Genomic DNA, 17321 nt, shown 5'->3' with positions numbered 1-17321 from the left:
GGTGTGGGCAACCCGGGTCCGGGCATGACCGAAGCCCGGCCGCGACCACGTACGGTGCCGCGACCGGGCTTCGGTCATCGCAGGTCAGGCAGTGAGGCTCAGGAATTCTCCACCGGAATGGACCACGGCAGGGAGTCCCACAGTTCGGCCCATTCCTCGGCGCCCACCGGGTCCGTCACCGGCTGGACCTCGGCGGCCTGACCGCTGGTCCTGCGGACCTCGTCCATCGAGCTGGACACGCTCTCGTTGGCCTCACGGACGAGCTCGGCGATGATCCCGGAGACCTCCGCGACGGCGTCCTCGACCTCGCTGCGCTCCAGCCCGAGCTGGTTGGCGCAGTCTTTGGTGGCGGCCACCTTGTCGTCCTCGTGGCCGTAGTACCAGACCGTGGCCAGCAGACGGTCGCGCTCGGCGTCGCCGAGGTCGGCACCGGACAGCGCCCGCTCGACGAACTCGCCGCTGGTCCGGGTCATCCGGGCGGGGTCGAGCTGGGTCTCGCCGGAGCCGAAGTCGACGAAGTGCCCGGTCAGGCAGGTCCTGACCTCACGCGAGGACGCGTTCTCGGGGAGGTTCTGGTCCTGGGACGCGGTCCCCTCCTGGGCCGGGGTGGCCTCGTCGACCGTGTTCTCCGTGGCGGGAGCCTCCTCGGCGGGGGCCTCCTCCTGGACCGGAGCCTGCTCCACGGGAGCCTCCTCGACCGGGGTGAGCTCGTCGAGTTCGGCGCCGTCGACCACCTCCTCGTCCACGGGAGCCTCCTCAGCGGGTGCTTCCTCGGCCGGAACCTGGTCGACCGGGACCTCCTCGACCAGGGCTTCCCCAACCGGGGCTTCCTCGGTCGGGGCCTCCTCGACCGGCTCCGCGGGGGCTGCCTCGGCCACCTCGTCGGCGGCGTCCTCGGCCGGGGCGCTCTCCTCGGCCGCGACCACGTCGGCATCCTCGGCCGTCGGCTCCTCGGCCCCGGACTCCTGTGGGGCCGACTCCTCGATGACGGCCTCGGCCAGCCTCACCAGCTCCGCGCTCTCCCAGCGCTCCGGCTGGAGGTGGGTGGCCACCGCCACGCCCGGCCGCTCCACCCAGAACAGGTCGCCGGTCTCCTCGGACAGGTACGCGCCGTGCTCGAAGGCCCCGCCGGGCGCCACCTCCTCCAGGGAGCTCTCGGAGAGGTGGCTGTAGCGGCTCTCGCGCAGGTCCTCGAGATCCTGGAGGCGTTCGGAGCGAAGCACCGCGACCCGTCCGTACAGCTGGTCCGGGCCCTGCACCCACGAGATCTGGGACTGACGGTTGCCCACGCGGTCGGTCGTGGACGTGGCGTTGATGCCGTACCGCTCCAGACCGGCGGGCAGGTAGGTGATCTCGAACCCGTCGATGCCGTACGTGGACACCCCCTGTCTCACGACCGGCCAGCTGAGCGTGGGCGCGTCCGCGTCGTTCGCGGCCGCGGGTCCGGAGAGGCCGACCAGCCCCGTCGTCGAGATCGCGGCGGCACTGAAGAGCGCGACCCACCTCGTGTGGTGCTTGCGCATGAAGGTTCCTTCCCATCGACTACTACTCGTGATGTTCTCAGGACCCTGGGTGATTACTGAGGGGGCTTACAGTCAAAAATCGGACATGAAGCGATCAATTGCCTACATAGGGTGAGATTGATGAGTGGGGTTCCGCGTTGCCCGAAGGGCGCGCCGCCACCAGAAGATGGGCGTCGGATCACCGGCTGCTCCGCGTATGGTCACCGTCCGGTCACCAAACGCACTCACCCTGAGGTAGCAGTCGGCCAGTCCACGCGTACTTGGGAGGCCCGGTGCACCAGCGCATCGGATTCGTAGTCGGAGCCGTATCACTCATGTTGGCCATGGGATCGAGCCCAGCGCTCGCCGTCCCCGCGGCCGCGACCGCCGAGGCGGTCACGGTCACCAAGGCCGCCACAGCGCAGCGGGTGAGCCCCGGCGCCAGTGTTCTTCCGTCCCAGCCGTCACAGTCCCGCCCCCTCATCGCCGTCGCCCACCGAGGTGCTTCCGGACACGCACCCGAGAACACCATCGCTGCGATCGACGCGGCCCACCGTCTCGGTGCGGAGACCGTGGAGGTGGACGTCCAGCTCACGTCCGACGACCAGCTGGTCCTCATGCACGACACCCGCCTCGACCGCACCACCAACGTGGCCAAGGTCTTCCCGAACCGCGCGCCCTACGACGTCGGCGACTTCACGCTCGCGGAGATCCGGCGCCTCGACGCCGGCTCGTCCTTCGACGGCTCGTTCGCCGGAGAGCGCGTTCCGCAACTCGGCCAGGCCCTGAACCGCCTGGAGCGGCACGGTATGAACCTGCTCCTGGAGGTCAAGGAGCCAGCCCTGTACCCGGGCATCGAGAACCGGATCTCCGACGAACTCGCACGGCACCCGCACTGGCTGCTGCCCAACGCGCCCGACCAGCCGTCCCGGATCGTGGTGCAGAGCTTCGACTGGGAGTTCACGGAGCGCTCCAAGAAGCTCCTGCCCTCCCTGCCGCACGCGCTGCTCGGCAAGGTTCCGGAGTCGCGGATCGCCGAGTTCGACTGGGCGCACATGATCAACCCGAACCACACCACCATCGACGCGGCCTACGTCCGACGTGTGCACGACGCGGGCATGGAGATCATGCCCTACACGATCAACGACCCCAGCGTGATGGGGCGGGTCCTGGCGATGGGCGTGGACGGCTTCATCACGGACTACCCGGACCGGGGCCAGAAGGCCATCGAGGACTTTCTCGCCGGGTCGGGCGGGACCAGGGAGGAAGAGGCGGAGCCGGTCGGAGCGCCGGTAGCCGACTGACGTCCGGTCCCGACACCGACGGACCCGCCCGGCACGCGCCGGGCGGGTCCCGCCGTCTTGGCGCTCGTCAACCCCGCCCCGGAGGGATGTGCCCCGGCACCCCAGGGTGGGATGATCGGTCGCGAACCCACCCGAAGAGGAAGCGGAGGCCACTGTGAGCGACCGGCTGTGCATTCCCCAGGAACACGTCGACTGGCGCACCAAGGGCCTGTGGTGGCCGGGCGAACCCGTCACCCTGGCCGAGTTCGCCGCACGCGGGGACCACCTGTTCACCGGCCCCTTCACCTGGCCGCTCATGGTGCTGCGCGCCTCTGCCCTGGACCGCAACATCATCGCGCTGGCCGAGTTCACGCGCCGCCACGGACTCCTGTTCGCCCCCCACGGCAAGACCGCGATGTCCCCCGTGCTCACCCAGCGCCAGCTCGACGCGGGCGCCTGGGGGATCACCGCCGCCACCGCCAACCAGGTCCTGGACTTCCGCCGGTTCGGGGTGGAGCGCGTCCTCATGGCCAACGAGCTACTCGACCCCCGGGTCCTGATCTGGGCGGCGGCCGAGCAGGACGCCGACCCGGACTTCGAGTTCCTCTTCTACGTCGACTCCTCCGAGGGGGTCGAACTGGCGGCCCAAGCGGTGGGGAGCGACGGCGGCCGACCCTTGCGGGTGATGGTGGAGCGCGGCACGCCCGGAGGCCGGACGGGTTGCCGCACGCGCGACGCGGTGCTGGAGATCGCGCGGCAGGTCGTGCGGGCCCCGGGTCTGGAACTGGCCGGAGTGGCGGGGTACGAGGGTTCGCTGAGCGACGCGGAGGGAGTGCGGGGTTTCCTGCGCGACCTCCTCGGTGACGCCGCCTCCCTGACCGCCGAACACGGCTTGGAGAGCCCGGTCCTGTCGGTGGGCGGCAGCGCGTGGTTCGACGTGGTCGCCGAGGAGATCGGCGGCCACGAGGACGTCACGCCGATCCTGCGCAGCGGGGCCTACGTCGCCCACGACGACGGCCTGTACCGGCGGACCACGCCGTACAACCGCCTGCCCGAGGGCGGCGACGCCCTGTCCGGGGCCCTGGAGCTGTGGGCGCAGGTCACCTCCACTCCGGAGGAGGGGCGGGCGATCGCCGGGATGGGCCGCCGCGAGGCCAACTCCGACCAGGGCTTCCCGGTCCCGCGCGTCCTGCGCCGGGGTGACGGTTCGGTGGTCCGTGCCGAGGGGGTCGAGGTCACCAACCTCAACGACCACCACGCCTACCTGGACGTGCCCGGGGACCTGGGGGTGCGCCCCGGGGACCTGGTGTCCTTCGGCATCTCCCACCCGTGCACGGCCTTCGACCGCTGGAAGGTCATCCCGGTGGTCGACGACGAGTACCGCGTGGTCGACGCCGTCGCCACGTACTTCTGACACCGGGCCGTGGGGGGCGGGGGGGCGCGGGCACCGGCCCCCCGGCGGGGGGGGGGGGGGGCCGCGGGGCCCGGTTTGGGGGGGGACCGGGCCCCGACGGCGGGGTGGCTAGGCTCCGGCGTGACCCTGCTCCGGGGCCTCCTGGCCGGGCTGGTAGCCCCAGCCGTACAGACCCGGGCGGGTGTGCCATGGGCGCGGGCCGTCGAGGGGCCGGTACTCCACACCCGCCGCGTCGAGCCTGCGGAGGTGGTGCCGCAGACGCGGCTCGAACTCGGCGAAGTCGCGGTCCCCCTCGGTCCACACCTTCTCCGCGAAGGCGGTCAGGCGGGGGAAGACCATGTAGTCGAGCCTGCGGGCGTTGTCGATGTGCTCGCTCCACAGGTTCACCTGGCCACCGAGGACGTGCCGGGCCTCCTCCTCGGACAGGTCCGCCGGGACCGGGTCGCCCGCGTACACGTCCTCCAGACGCAGGAGCGTGCCCACCGGCACCGGCTCGTCCGGCCGCTCGGACTGCTTGTAGTCCAGGTAGGAGGTGGCGGTGGGAGCCATGATCACGTCGTGGCCCGCGCGGGCCGCGGCGATGCCGCCCTCCTCGCCGCGCCACGACATCACCGTGGCGCCCGGCGCGAGTCCGCCTTCCAGGATCTCGTCCCAGCCCAGCAGGCGTCGGCCGCGCTGGGTGAGGTGGTCGTCGAGCTGGCGGATGAACCAGCTCTGGAGCTCGTCCTCGTCGGCCAGGCCCTCGTCCCTGATCCGCTGCTGGGCGGAGGCGCTGTTCTTCCACTGGGTCTTGGGGACCTCGTCCCCGCCCACGTGGACGTAGGTGCTGGGGAACAGCTCGATGAGCTCGTCGAAGACGTTCTTGTAGAACTCCAGGACGTTGTCGGTGACCCCGAGGATCTCCTCGAAGATGCCCCACTGGGTGCCGACGGGGATCTCGCCGACCTCGCCGAGCTCGGGGTAGGCGTGGATGGCCGCCTGCGAGTGGCCCGGGACGTCGATCTCCGGGACCACCGCGACGTGTCGGGCGTCGGCGTAGGCGACGATCTCGCGGATGTCGTCCTGGGTGAGGAACCCGCCGTGCGGGCGGTTGTCGAACGTCGCGGGCTTGGTTGCGCCCAGCTGGCTCTCGGCGCGCCAGGAGGCCACCTCGGTCAGCTTCGGGTAGCGGCGGATCTCGACCCGCCAGCCCTGGTCGTCGGTCAGGTGCAGGTGCAGCACGTTGAGCTTGTGCAGCGCGAGCAGGTCGATGAAACGCAGGATCTCGCGCTTGGGCTGGAAGTGGCGGGCGATGTCGAGCATCGCGCCACGCCACTGGAAGCGCGGGGCGTCGGTGATGCTCACCGCGGGCAGCCGCCACTCGGCGCCGCCCAGGGCCGTGGTGCGGTAGGCGTCGGTTGGCAGCAGCTGGCGCAGGGTCTGCACACCGTAGAACACCCCGGCGGGCTCGTTGCCCACCACGATCGCGCCCTCTGAGTCGATGATCAGGCGGTAACCCTCCCGACCGAGTCCCGCGCCCGGGTCGACGCTCAGCCGGATCTGGGCGTCCTCCTCGTCGCCGGTGGCCAGGGGAAGACCGGTGGCCGCGCCGAGTTCGCGCTGGAGCCAGGAGAGCGTGCCCTGGGCGGCGTGGTCCGCGGAGACCCGGGTGGCGGAGGTCAGGGTGAGCCCACCGGAACCGTCGGTGGTCAGCTCCCGGGGACGGGGAAGCAGGGAAAGGGGATCGGGGTGGGGATTCTCAGGCACGCGGCACTGCTCCTGTCCGGTCTAGACCAATACCCGGACATAGTGTCACGTCCCGCAACGGCGGCACAGGGGCCCGGGCAATCGGTCCGCGCGGCTTCGGCTATTCGCGCCACCCAATACCCACTCTTGACCCGCTAGGACTCTTAACCCCCCGGCTTTTGCGGGACGGGTAGGGGAGGAGAACGGGTACTGGACGGTGCCGAAACCGGGGGAGTGACACACGCGCGTGACGGGTGCGTGCCCGTCCCCGAGAGGTGGGGACGACACTACGAGAAAGACGGGGGGTGGCGTTATCGCCGGAGCACGCCGTCCCTCCGTACTGTTTTGCCCGTGCCCGGTTTCCAGGGAGTCGCGGGTGAGTACCGAGTGACGGGGGATGCGGTGATGCGCGCAACGCCGGAGACGGGTTCGGCCTCCAAGGGGTGGTGCGCCTGATGCCCTGGCACGTACTCATGGCCGTGGCCGGGGCCTTCGCCCTGGCCCTCGGCTCGGCCCTGCAGGAACGCGACGCCGTGCGCGCCCCCGGGCAGAGGGTCGCGCGGGCGGGCTTCCTCCTCCACCTGCTGCGCCAACCCCGCTGGCTCCTCGGTAGCGGGGCGGTCGTTCTGGGGGCCTCCCTCCACCTGCTCGCCCTCAGCGGGGCGCCGCTCACCATCATCCAGCCGATCGGTGTCACCGGTTTGCTGTTCGCCATCGTGCTGTCCGCCGTGTTCAACCGGCAGCGGGTCCGCGTCGCGCAGATCCTGGCCGGGATCGCCGTGATGGTCGGCCTGGTGGGCGTGCTGATGACCTTCCCGCACGGTTCCGAACAGCCGGTCATGTCCACCGAGACCGCCCTTTGGCTGTCCGGCGGCATGATCGCCGCCGGGGGACTGGTGTTCCTGACCGCGCACTGGCTGCCCAGCGGCCTGCGCGCCCTTCTGCTCGCGGCGGCGGGCGGCGCGGCGCTCGGCACGACCTCGGGCCTGGCACGCGTGATCACCTCCAACGCGGTGGCGGACCCGGTCAACCTCCTCAGCTGGCTCACCGTCATGGCCGTCACCACCGCGGTCTTCGGCGCTCTCCTGCTCCAGAACGCCTACCGGACCGGGCACTTCGCCGCCGCCTACGCGACCCTGCTGATCGCCGACCCGGTGGTCGGTGTCGGGATCGGCGCGATCCTGCTCGGCGAGGGCGCTCCGGACACCCCGATCGAACAGATCGGGGCGGTGCTCTTCGCCCTGCTCGCCTTCGCGGGGACGGTCACCCTGGCCCGGTCCCGCCACCGCAACCCCGAGGCGGACGAGGCGCCGGGCGACACCGGGACCTCCTCCACCTCCAGCAGCCGCACTCGTTGAAACAGGGAGTTCCCAGATGGCACAGTCGAACCGTCCACTGCGCGTCCTGATCGCCTCGGACACCTACCCGCCCGACGTCAACGGCGCCGGCTACTTCACGTACCGCCTGGCGGAGGGCCTGGCCGACCGCGGGCACCGTGTGCACGTGGTGTGCCCCTCCGAACACGGCGACCCCCACGTCACCGTCAACGGGAAGGTCACCGAGCACCGTCTGCGCTCGGCACCGATCCCCTTCCAGACCTCCATGCGGGCGGCGGTTCCCCTGGGCATGGGAGGACACATATCGCGCCTCCTGTGGCGGCTGGACCCCGACGTCGTCCACGCGCAGAGCCACTTCACCCTCAGCCGCTCGGCCCTGCGCCGGGGGCGGTCGGCGGGCATCCCCGTCGTGCTGACCAACCACTTCATGCCGGACAACCTGTACGCGCACGCCCATGTGCCGCGACCGATGCAGCGCGCGGCCGGCTCCCTGGCCTGGCGGGACATGCTCCGGGTGGCGGCGGAGGCCGACCACGTGACCACCCCGACACCCCGCGCCGCCGAACTCCTGCGGGAGCGCGGGTTCGCGCGCGGGATCGAGGCGATCTCCTGCGGGATCGACCTCGACCGCTTCCATCCCCGGGCCCGGGACCGCGCGGCGGCCAGGGACAGGTTCGGCCTGCTCGACAGGGACACCGTGGTCTTCGTGGGGCGGCTGGACGAGGAGAAGCGGATCGACGACACGATCCGGGCACTGGCCCTGACCACGTCCGAGCGGGACGCCCAGCTTGTGCTGGCCGGGACCGGACAGCGTGAGGGGGAGCTGCGCGCGCTCGCCGCCCAGCTGGGCGTGGCGGACCGGGTGTACTTCCTGGGGTTCGTCCCGGATGAGGAACTGCCGCTGGTCTACGCGGCGGCGGACGTGTTCGCCATCGCGAGCGTGGCGGAGCTCCAGAGCATCGCGACCCTGGAGGCCATGTCCACGGGCCTGCCGGTGGTGGCCGCGGACGCGATGGCGCTGCCGCACCTGGTGGAGGAGGGGCGCAACGGATTCCTGTTCCCGCCGGGTAACTACGTGCACCTGGCCGACCGTCTGCTGTCGGTGCTCGGCTCGGATCTGCGGCGCGAGGAGTTGGGGCGGGCCAGCAGGGAGATCGCCCTGGAGCACGACCACCACCGGTCGTTGGAGCGGTTCGAGGCCGCCTACCGGCGGCTCCAGGGGAGGGGCCAGGGCGACGCGAAGTCCGAGCGGGTCATGGTGGCCTAGCCCGGAGGGTCGTGTCCAGGGGAGCCAACCCCAAAAGTCCACTTTGAACACTTTCTGCATTCTTTGCGTAGCGATCGGTGATCTTGGGCCGCCACAGGAAAGACCAGAACTGTGTGGTTCGAAGGCATCAGCGGACAGGCCGGCCCCAGCCGGATCGCCAGGGGTGGAAACGTCACTGAGGGTCTCAACGATCGGCTGTCCAGTGCCGAACGTGAGGCGGGTTTCCACGAGCGCGACATGTCGTCGTTCGAGAGAGAACGCATCGACCTGGAGCACCGGGTGAACCGGATGGAGGCCGAGCTGGACTCCCTGCGCAAAAGAAGACTGGAAGCCTACGCGCGCTGGTGGAACGCCCGCGACGACCGTGACCGAGCTCGCCACGTCTGTCGCAAGCTCCGCCGCAGGATCGACAAGGCGCGCAGACGGAGCAGCGATCCGTGACCGGTGCCCCCGTGGGCCACCGGAAGCGACCGAGAGAACATCGAACACGGCCCGTCCCCTGAGGGGGCGGGCCGTGTGTCCGCCCGCGGGGCCTTCGTCACCGTGGGCCCTGGACGCGCGGGAAGACCGGGCTGAGCTCACGTTCCACGCTGCGCGCGGCCTCCCGCAGCGCCGACAGGGTCACCTGGACGGCCGGGCGCCGCAGCGAGGCCGGGCGCAGCACCGCGTACACGTGCCGCTCCGGTGAGGAGGGGAACCGCCGGTACACCAGGCCCGCCGGTGCGCCCACCATGGCCAGAGCCGGGACCGCCGCGATCCCGATCCCCCTGGAGACCAGACTGAGGATCGTGCCCAGTCCCTCGAACTCCCATGTCGCCGCTGGCAACCCGCCGACCTCGGCGAACAGCTTCTCCGTGCCGTGGCGCGAACGCTCACCCTCCGGCGCCACGATCCACGACTCGCTGAGCATCTGGTCCAGCACCAGCGGGACCTCCGGGTCGGCCAGTCGGTGGCCCTCCGGGACCGCCAGCACCATCGGGTCCCGCAACAGGTGCACGTGGCGCAGGCCGCTGTCCGGCCCACGGCCCGGGTGCTGTCCCGACCAGTCGTCGACCAGGGCGACGTCCACCTCGCGCGAGCGCACCTTCTGGGTGCCGGTGGCCAGCAGGGTCTGCCGCAGCACCAGCTGCATGCCCTGGTACTCGCGCAGGGGTGGGGCCAGCAACGGCGCGAAGGCCACGGCGGCGGTCGGGAAGGCCGTCACCGTCACCACGCCCAGGGCGATGTTCGACTGCTCGGCCAGCACCGACTCGGCGGCCTCGACCAGGGCCAGGATCTCCTCGGCCTGGTTGACCAGCAACTGCCCGGCGTCGGTCAGCTCGGCGCCGCGCGGGGACCGGTCCAGGAGAGCCACCCCCGTCTCGCGCTCGAGTGTGGCGAGCTGCTGGGACACCGCGGAAGGCGTGTATCCCAGGGCGTGCGCGGTCGCGGCGATGGTGCCGCGCGTGCTGAACTCCCGGAGGAGCTGGAGTCGTCTAAGGTCAAGCATTAGGTCATCTTATGCTCAGCATCGAAAAGACTCGCTTGTACTGATGGCGTGAGCTGGGCAGGCTGTTGGGTGAGAGGCCACCAGCTGGACGAGAGCCCAGCTCAACCGGTGGTCAGCGCCTAACGAAAAGCCGGAGATGAGTCATCCATGACCGTCACTGTGTCCGCCACCCTCGCCGTGAACGAAGCCCTCAACGACAAACGCCGCCAAGGGGTGCGCGTGCTTCCGCTCGGGTTCGGTGAGGCCGGTCTGCCGGTGCACCCGGTCATGCGGGACCAGCTCACGGCGAGCAACTCGGCCAACTCCTACGGACCCGTCGCCGGTTCCAGCGAACTGCGCGAGGCCGCCGCCGGTTACTGGAACCGTCGCGGCCTGCCCACCGACCCCGACCTGGTGATCGCGGGCCCGGGCAGCAAGCCGCTGCTCTACAGCCTGCTCCTGGAGATCGGCGGGGACACCGCCATCGCCGCTCCGAGCTGGGTCAGCTACGCCGCGCAGAGCCGACTCGTGGGCCAGCGCCCCGTGATGGTGCCGACCGCCACCGGCCAGGGCGGGGTACCCCAGCCGGACCTGCTGCACGCGGCCGTCACCGACGCCCGTGAGCAGGGACGCACCGTCAACGCGGTGATCGTCACCATCCCGGACAACCCGACCGGCACCGTCGCCGAGGCCGACACCGTGCGTCGACTCGCCGAGGTCGCCCGCGAACTCGACCTCGTGATCATCTCCGACGAGATCTACCGCGACCTCGTCCACGTGGACGAACGGGGCCAGGACCGCGCCGACGTCCACAGCCCCGCCGAGTACGCCCCCGAGCGCACCGTCATCTCCACCGGTCTCAGCAAGAACCTGGCCCTCGGCGGCTGGCGGATCGGCGTCCTGCGCCTGCCCGACTCCGAGATCGGCCACCGTCTGCGCGGCGGCCTCCTGGGCGTGGCCAGCGAGATCTGGTCCAGCCCGGCCGCGCCCGTCCAGCAGGCGGCCGCGCACGCCTTCGCCGAGCCCGCCGAGCTGCGTGACCACGTGGACCGCAGCCGTCGCCTGCACGGCATCGTGGCCCGCGCCGTCGCCGACGTCTTCACCGGCGCCGGGGCCCTCGTTTCGCCGCCCAGGGCCGCCTTCTACCTCTACCCGGACTTCGAGCCGGTCCGCGAGCGGCTGTCCGCCCTGCACGGGGTGACCACCGGTCCGGAGCTGACCGGGCTCCTCCTGGAGCAGCACGGCATGGGCGTGCTGCCCGCCGTCGAGTTCGGCGAGAGCCCCGCCGCCCTGCGGATGCGGGTGGCCACCAGCCTCCTGTACGGGGACACCGAGGACAAGCGGTACGCGGCGCTGTCCGCGGAGAACCCGCTCGCCCTGCCGTGGATCCGGGCCCACCTGGACCGGCTCACCGAGGTCCTCGGGTCGGTGCTGTCCGAACCGGGCACCGGTGCCCAGGCGCCCAGCACGGTGATCCCGGTACCGATGGCGGTCGCCCAGCCGGTCCACTGACCGGGCGTCCGCACCCAGATCGTGCCCGCCTCTCTTATACGGGGTGAGGCGGTCACCACCGGCGGGACCCTCCCTATCTCTCCCAGGGAGGGTCCCGTTCCGCCTTCTCCGGCACGGTGGTCAGGCGTTTCCCACCTTCACGCGGTCGCGGCGGGCGGCCAGCTCGTGGCTCGGAGCGATCACCGCGCGGTAGTGGCCCACCAGTTCCTCGTTGACCGACCGCCACGTGCGGTGCGCCACCGAGGTCCGGGCCACGGCCGCCATCCGGGCCCGCACCTCGCGGTTGTGCGCCAACCTGCCCACGGCCACGCGCAGCTCACGGACCGAGTCCGGCCCGTACAACAGCCCGTTGTGCCCGTCGGCCACCAGGTCCACGGGGCCGCCCGCAGCCGGGGCGACCACTGGTACGCCCGAGGCCAGCGCCTCCTGCACGGCCTGGCAGAAGGTCTCGTCCGCGCCCGTGTGCACGAACAGGTCCAGGGACGCGTACAGCCGTGACAGGTCCGCCCCGGTCCGCTGCCCGGTGAACACGGCGTCCGGCAGCAGACGGCGCAGCCGGGCGCGGTCCGGGCCGTCCCCGACCACCACCAGCCGCATCCCCCGCAGCCTCGCCAGGTGGCCCAACAGGTGCACCCGCTTGTCCCGGGACAGACGGCCCACGTACCCCACGATCGCCTCCCCGCCGGGGGCCAGCCTCCGGCGCAGCTCCTCGGACCGGTGGTCGGGGGAGAAACGCACCGTGTCCACGCCCCGCCGCCACAGGTCCAGCCGGGGGAACCCCCGGCCGGAGAGTGCCTCCATGGTCGATGAGGAGGGCACCAGCGTGCGGTCCACAGCCGAGTGGACCCGGTGGAGCAGGGGCCACAGCGCCCGGGCACCGGGCAGGCCGTGACGTCCGGCGAACCCGGGCAGGTCGGTCTGGAACGCCGCCACGGTCGGTAGTGCCCACCTGCGGGCCACGTCCACCGCCGTCGCCCCGAAGAGCGCGGGCGAGGCCAGGTGCAGCACGTCGGGCGCGAACGCGCGGATCGCCGCGGTCATGGTCCGCCGGACGGGCAGGCCCATGGGGAAGTCGCGGTACACGGGCAGGGGCAGCGCGGGCGTCCGCACCACTGGGAAGCCCGCGTACGTCGTGGGGCCGTGCCCTGGGGCCAGCACGAGCGCCTGGTGGCCCTCGGCGGCCAGGTGCTCGCTGATCCGGCACACGGAGTTGGTGACCCCGTTGACCTGCGGGAGGAAGGACTCGGTCACGATGGCCACCCGCAGGGGAGGGCGGGGGACGGTGGGCGGGGGTGTGGGGGACATGCGGGGCTCCCAACGCCGATGTGTCACGCCGAGTGGTGGCTGCCTCCGACGCTAGGGTCGGGGAGTGAACCCGGGCCGCCGGGCGGGAGAACCCCGCCCGAAGGGCCGACACGGGTTGGCCGATCAGGTGATGACGCCGTCCGCACGGTCGACTGACCGACGGGTGACCCCGCCATGGCCGTGATCGCCGAACCCGACCGAACCGACACCCCAAGGAGCCGTGTGGTGACACTCGTGGAATGGGCCGAGCTGGTCCGCGCAGAACTCGACCTCGCGGGAACCGATCCCCTTGAGAAGGCCGACGTCGACCGGATCCTCGACCTCGCGCGCGACGCCGCGCACTCCGTGGCCCGACCGGCGGCCCCGCTCACGACCTACCTGCTCGGCGTGGCCGTGGGACAGGGGGCGGACCCCGACGCCGCGGCCGCGGTGCTCAGTCGGCTCGCCCTGGCTCAGGCCGAGGCCGAGGGCGAGGACGGGGGAGGGGGCCAGGGGTAACGGTTGCCCCCTGTGACTGACGCGATCGGAGGGTCGAGTGTGCGTTCATGAGTCGTAACGCGCATTCTGACCTCACGTGATTTGTTTGTTACGCGTCAGTGCCATTCTTTCCCGATACCGAGTAGTGCCCACCGATTCCAACGTGTTTCCGAGGGCCCTGGTTCCCCCATCACCGCTGGTTCCCCCTACCCCATGCAATCACCGAAAGAGAGGTCCTCAGTGGACCACCTCCTAGAGATGGCCGGCGTCCTGTCGGAGATCATCTGGGGACCGTACGTCCTCATTCCCCTGTTGCTCCTGACCGGTGTCTTCCTGACCGTCAGGTTGAGACTGCTCCAGTTCACCAAGCTCGGCCACGCGCTCTGGCTCGCCTTGGTCCGGCGGAAGGAGGACCACGACCAGGCCGAGGGCGACATCTCGCACTACCAGGCGCTCAGCACGGCCCTGGCGGCCACCGTCGGCGTCGGCAACATCGCCGGTGTCGGTCTGGCCATCGGGATCGGCGGCCCGGGCGCCCTGTTCTGGATGTGGGTCACCGGCCTCGTGGGCATGGCCACCAAGTACAGCGAGGCGCTCCTGGGGGTCAAGTACCGGACCAGGGACGAGAAGGGCGAGCAGGCCGGCGGCCCGATGTACTACCTCCGCCACGGTCTGCCCGGCGGCCTCGGCGTCTTCCTCGGCGGGGCCTTCGCGGTCTTCGGCGCCATCGCCGCCTTCGGCATCGGCAACGGCACCCAGGCGGAGGCCGTCTCCAGCTCCATCAACAACATCACCGGCATCGACCCCCGCATCATCGGTGTCGTCCTGATGGTCCTCGTCGCCATCGTCATCCTCGGCGGCATCAAGAGCATCGGCCGGTTCGCCTCCGCGATCGTGCCGTTCATGATCATCGGGTTCATCTTCATGAACCTGCTGGTCCTGATGATCAACTGGGACCAGCTGCTCCCCGCCTTCCAGCTCGTCTTCACCGACGCGTTCACCGGGACCTCCGCCGCGGGCGGATTCGCGGGTGCCGCGCTCATGCTGGTCATCCGCACCGGTGTCGCCCGGGGCATCTTCTCCAACGAGTCCGGTCTGGGCACCGGCGCCATCGCCGCCGCCTCGGCCAAGACCACCCAGCCGGTCCGGCAGGCCATGGTGTCGATGACGCAGACCTTCATCGACACGATCATCATGGTCACCCTGACCGCCCTGATGATCATCACCTCCGGCCTGTGGAACGCCCCCGAGAGCGCCGGGTACGACCCGGACAACAAGGGTGTCCTGCTCACCTCCGGTTCGATGGAGCAGGGCCTGGGCCAGCTCAGCCCGGCCCTGGGCTCCTTCGGCGTGGTCTTCATCGCCTGCGCGGTGGCGATCTTCGCGTACACGACCATCCTCGGCTGGTCGTACTACGGTGAACGCTGCATGGTGTACCTGGCCAAGGGCAAGCGCTTCCTGGTCCTGCCCTACCGGCTGGTCTTCATCGCGGTCGTCTACGTCGGCGCGACCGCCAGCATCGAGTCGGTCTGGCTGTTCAGCGACATCGCCAACGGTCTGATGGCGCTGCCCAACCTGGTGGGTCTGATCCTGCTCTCCCCGGTGGTGGTCGCGGAGACACGGAAGTTCTTCGGCCACCCCGAGTGGCGGAACCCGGACGTGATCATGGACGACGTCAACAAGTAGTCCGCGCTCGGCCGGGGGACGGGTCCCCGGGCCGACGACAAGGGGGGACCGGCCGCAACGGCCGGTCCCCCCTTCGCGTGGCGCCGGTCCGCTACCACCAGGCGTGGAAGTGGTGCACCGGCCCCTGGCCGCCGCCGGCGTCGATCTCGTCGGCGCGGCGCAGGGCCTCGGTCAGGTAGGCCTTGGCGTCGGCCACGGCGGTCACCGCGTCCGGACGCTGGGGGAGCAGGGCGGCGATCGAGGAGGAGAGGGTGCAGCCGGTGCCGTGGGTGTTGCGGGTGGCCACGCGTTCGGACCGGAACTCCACCGGCTCCGAGACCCCGTCGACCAGCAGGTCGACGCTCTCCTCACCGGGCAGGTGGCCGCCCTTGAGCAGGACGCGGCGCGGACCGAGTTCGAGGAGGCGTTCGGCCTGCCCGCGCATCTCCTTCAGGCTGGTGGCCTCGGTCTCGCCGAGCAGGTCGGCGGCCTCGGGAAGGTTGGGGGTGAGAAGGTCGGCGCGCGGCAGCAGGACGGTGCGCAGCGCCTCGATCGCCGACCTCTCCAGGAGGCGGTCACCGCTCTTGGCCACCATCACGGGATCCACGACCACGTTCGGCAGTTCGTAGCGGTCCACGGCGGCCGCGACGGCCTCGGTGACCTCGGACGTGGACAGCATCCCCACCTTGACCGCGTGCACGGTCGCGTCGGTGAACAGGGTGTCCATCTGGTCGGTGACGAAGGACGCGGGGACACCGTGTACCCCGGTGACCCCGCGTGTGGACTGGGCGGTCAACGCCGTCACCACGGTCATCCCGAAGACCCCGTGGGCGGAGAACGACTTCAGGTCGGCCTGGACACCGGCACCCCCGCTGGGGTCGCTTCCGGCGATGGACACGACGTTGTACGCGCTCATTGGCGTTCCTTCGCTAGTACGAACTAGGGCAGGTTCGACGGGTGTGCTCTCAGCCGGGAGGAGTCTCTCCGGCACCCCGCGCCACCGGGGCCTCGCGGCCCCGGCATCACTGTTGGTTTGTGGTGTTTCCGACTGTAGTGGACGGTCCGCCGGGGCGGACCGTCCCTCCGCGCGCGGTCAGACGGTGACGTTGTGGTGGTGGGTCTCCACCCGCGCCTGCTGGGCGTGCTTGCGCTGCTCCCAGATGATCATGCCGACGACCACCACGAAGCCGCCGACGGCGAAGGCGATCGTCACGGGGACGTCGGTCATCGGAAGCAGGTCGCGGTTCTCGTCCTGCCACGGCCACAGCGCACGCAGCGAACCGGCCATCAGACCGGTGAGCACCACGAGGGTGATGTGGTGGTGGTTCTCCAGCAGGAACTGGAGCACCTTCACGAACAGGGCCAGGCCGGTGATCATGCCGAGCACGAAGACCGTGATGTAGGGCAGGTCGGCCCCGCGCAGGGCGGCCATGGTCGGCTCGTACAGGCCCAGGGTCAGCAGGATGAACGAGCCCGACAGGCCCGGCAGCACCAGGGCGCAGATCGCGACGGCCGCGGCGAAGAAGACGATCACCGGGTGGGTGGGCAGGTTGGCGCCGGGCAGTCCGGTGAGCAGGAAGGCGAGCACGGCGAAGACGAGGGCGACCCCGTAGTGCCAGGCCTTCCACTTCTTGCCCGCACCGGTGTAGGGGATCCACAGGCAGGCCAGGACCAGGCCGAAGAACAGCGCGTAGGCGTACTGCTCGTAGACCTCCACCAGCGGGGCGAGGAAGATGGCGGCCAGGATGAGTGCGACGCCCATGCCGATGAGGGCGGGGACGAGGACGCTCCAGTCCACCTGGCGGAACTGCTCCTGGGCCCGCTCCTTGCCACGCCCCCGGGGCACGTCCGTGACGTAGCGCTTGATGCCGCTGACCACGTGGCCCGCGCCACCGATCAGCTTGTCGTAGAGGCCGACCATCAGTGCGACCGTGCCGCCGCTGATGCCGGGCAGAGCCTCGGAGGTGCCGACGGCCCCGCCGCGCACCGCGTTGAAGATGTAGGAGCCTACTGACTTGGCCATGTTGTCGGGCGCGGGCCCGGGAGCTTCCCGGGAGGGGGCGCCGTCCTCCGTCCTGATGGGGCCACCGGTCGCGCGTGAGCGCTCGACCGGCGGGGTCAAAGGGGTGCTTGTACCGCGCGGGTCGCGGGGACGACCTCCACCGGTCCGATGTCCGGCCGCGCGGATGTTTGCCGCCCGGGCCGTGCGATGGGGGAGGAGCGCCGTCAGGCCCCGGGCCGGGCAGCGCCAATTCTAGCGGCGCCGGACGGGGTGAAGGCGTCCGAGCGCCCCGAGAACCGGGGTTTTGGCCAGGTATCAGCCCGCACGGTCCTTAGTCCGAAAACAGATCGTGACGAAGGGGCCG

At 70.9% G+C, this 17321-nt stretch carries 14 protein-coding genes and 1 riboswitch; of the genes, 8 read left to right on the top strand and 6 right to left on the bottom strand.

Going from position 1 to position 17321, the window contains the following annotated elements; translation table 11 throughout:
* Positions 1 to 98: 98 nt before the first annotated feature.
* Positions 99 to 1523: a hypothetical protein gene (locus KBX21_RS17265; protein ID WP_210842524.1), complete on the bottom strand. Its 1425-nt coding sequence runs from the start codon at positions 1521 to 1523 to the stop codon at positions 99 to 101.
* A gap of 314 nt (positions 1524 to 1837) precedes the next feature.
* On the opposite strand from KBX21_RS17265, the gene KBX21_RS17260 reads away from it, so the two are divergent.
* Both KBX21_RS17260 and KBX21_RS17255 read left to right on the top strand, forming a co-directional pair.
* Entirely contained in the window at positions 1838 to 2806 is a 969-nt protein-coding gene (locus KBX21_RS17260) for a glycerophosphodiester phosphodiesterase family protein (RefSeq protein WP_049578069.1), read from the top strand.
* Positions 2807 to 2960: 154 nt separating this feature from the next.
* Complete coding sequence (locus KBX21_RS17255; RefSeq protein WP_210842523.1) at positions 2961 to 4199, top strand: alanine racemase; 1239 nt, start codon at positions 2961 to 2963, stop codon at positions 4197 to 4199.
* A 108-nt stretch (positions 4200 to 4307) separates the two neighbouring features.
* Here the strand turns inward: KBX21_RS17255 and KBX21_RS17250 are convergent, their stop codons facing one another.
* Positions 4308 to 5945 (bottom strand): beta-N-acetylhexosaminidase, encoded by a 1638-nt coding sequence (locus tag KBX21_RS17250; RefSeq protein ID WP_210842522.1) that lies wholly within the window; start codon positions 5943 to 5945, stop codon positions 4308 to 4310.
* Positions 5946 to 6379: 434 nt separating this feature from the next.
* On the opposite strand from KBX21_RS17250, the gene KBX21_RS17245 reads away from it, so the two are divergent.
* The 3 genes from KBX21_RS17245 (at position 6380) to KBX21_RS17235 (ending at position 8969) form a co-directional block, all read left to right on the top strand.
* The gene (locus KBX21_RS17245) at positions 6380 to 7282 is read left to right on the top strand and encodes a DMT family transporter (protein ID WP_210842521.1); all 903 of its coding nucleotides are present in this window, start codon (positions 6380 to 6382) and stop codon (positions 7280 to 7282) included.
* Between the two features lie 16 nt (positions 7283 to 7298).
* Positions 7299 to 8528: a glycosyltransferase gene (locus tag KBX21_RS17240; RefSeq protein ID WP_210842520.1), complete on the top strand. Its 1230-nt coding sequence runs from the start codon at positions 7299 to 7301 to the stop codon at positions 8526 to 8528.
* 111 nt (positions 8529 to 8639) lie between these two features.
* Positions 8640 to 8969 carry a hypothetical protein gene (locus KBX21_RS17235; RefSeq protein WP_049578062.1) on the top strand — a complete coding sequence of 110 codons (330 nt, stop codon included), beginning with the start codon at positions 8640 to 8642 and terminating at the stop codon, positions 8967 to 8969.
* A 97-nt stretch (positions 8970 to 9066) separates the two neighbouring features.
* Here the strand turns inward: KBX21_RS17235 and KBX21_RS17230 are convergent, their stop codons facing one another.
* Positions 9067 to 10017 carry a LysR family transcriptional regulator gene (locus KBX21_RS17230; RefSeq protein ID WP_049578061.1) on the bottom strand — a complete coding sequence of 317 codons (951 nt, stop codon included), beginning with the start codon at positions 10015 to 10017 and terminating at the stop codon, positions 9067 to 9069.
* 147 nt (positions 10018 to 10164) lie between these two features.
* Here KBX21_RS17230 and KBX21_RS17225 point away from each other — a divergent pair, with 147 nt between their 5' ends.
* Complete coding sequence (locus KBX21_RS17225) at positions 10165 to 11508, top strand: pyridoxal phosphate-dependent aminotransferase (protein WP_210842519.1); 1344 nt, start codon at positions 10165 to 10167, stop codon at positions 11506 to 11508.
* Between the two features lie 120 nt (positions 11509 to 11628).
* Here KBX21_RS17225 and KBX21_RS17220 read toward each other — a convergent pair whose 3' ends face one another.
* Positions 11629 to 12813, bottom strand: a complete 1185-nt coding sequence (locus KBX21_RS17220) for a glycosyltransferase family 1 protein (RefSeq protein ID WP_247665891.1) — start codon at positions 12811 to 12813, stop codon at positions 11629 to 11631.
* A gap of 225 nt (positions 12814 to 13038) precedes the next feature.
* Between KBX21_RS17220 and KBX21_RS17215 the strand changes: the two genes are divergently transcribed.
* Entirely contained in the window at positions 13039 to 13311 is a 273-nt protein-coding gene (locus tag KBX21_RS17215) for a DUF6457 domain-containing protein (protein WP_049578081.1), read from the top strand.
* A gap of 219 nt (positions 13312 to 13530) precedes the next feature.
* The gene (locus KBX21_RS17210; protein WP_049578057.1) at positions 13531 to 14976 is read left to right on the top strand and encodes a sodium:alanine symporter family protein; all 1446 of its coding nucleotides are present in this window, start codon (positions 13531 to 13533) and stop codon (positions 14974 to 14976) included.
* Positions 14977 to 15067: 91 nt separating this feature from the next.
* Here KBX21_RS17210 and thiD read toward each other — a convergent pair whose 3' ends face one another.
* Both thiD and KBX21_RS17200 read right to left on the bottom strand, forming a co-directional pair.
* Complete coding sequence (gene thiD / locus KBX21_RS17205) at positions 15068 to 15871, bottom strand: bifunctional hydroxymethylpyrimidine kinase/phosphomethylpyrimidine kinase (RefSeq protein WP_210842518.1); 804 nt, start codon at positions 15869 to 15871, stop codon at positions 15068 to 15070.
* A riboswitch (TPP riboswitch) is annotated at positions 15860 to 15960 on the bottom strand. Its footprint overlaps the gene before it by 12 nt.
* An 88-nt stretch (positions 15961 to 16048) precedes the next feature.
* Positions 16049 to 16978, bottom strand: coding sequence for a DUF368 domain-containing protein (locus KBX21_RS17200; protein ID WP_049578078.1), 930 nt, complete (start codon positions 16976 to 16978; stop codon positions 16049 to 16051).
* Between the last annotated feature and the right edge of the window lie 343 nt (positions 16979 to 17321).

Source organism: Nocardiopsis sp. B62, from assembly GCF_018070675.1.
Lineage (GTDB): Bacteria > Actinomycetota > Actinomycetes > Streptosporangiales > Streptosporangiaceae > Nocardiopsis > Nocardiopsis prasina.
The sequence above is the reverse complement of the archived record's forward strand: the minus strand, read 5'-3'. Positions and strand labels throughout refer to the sequence as shown.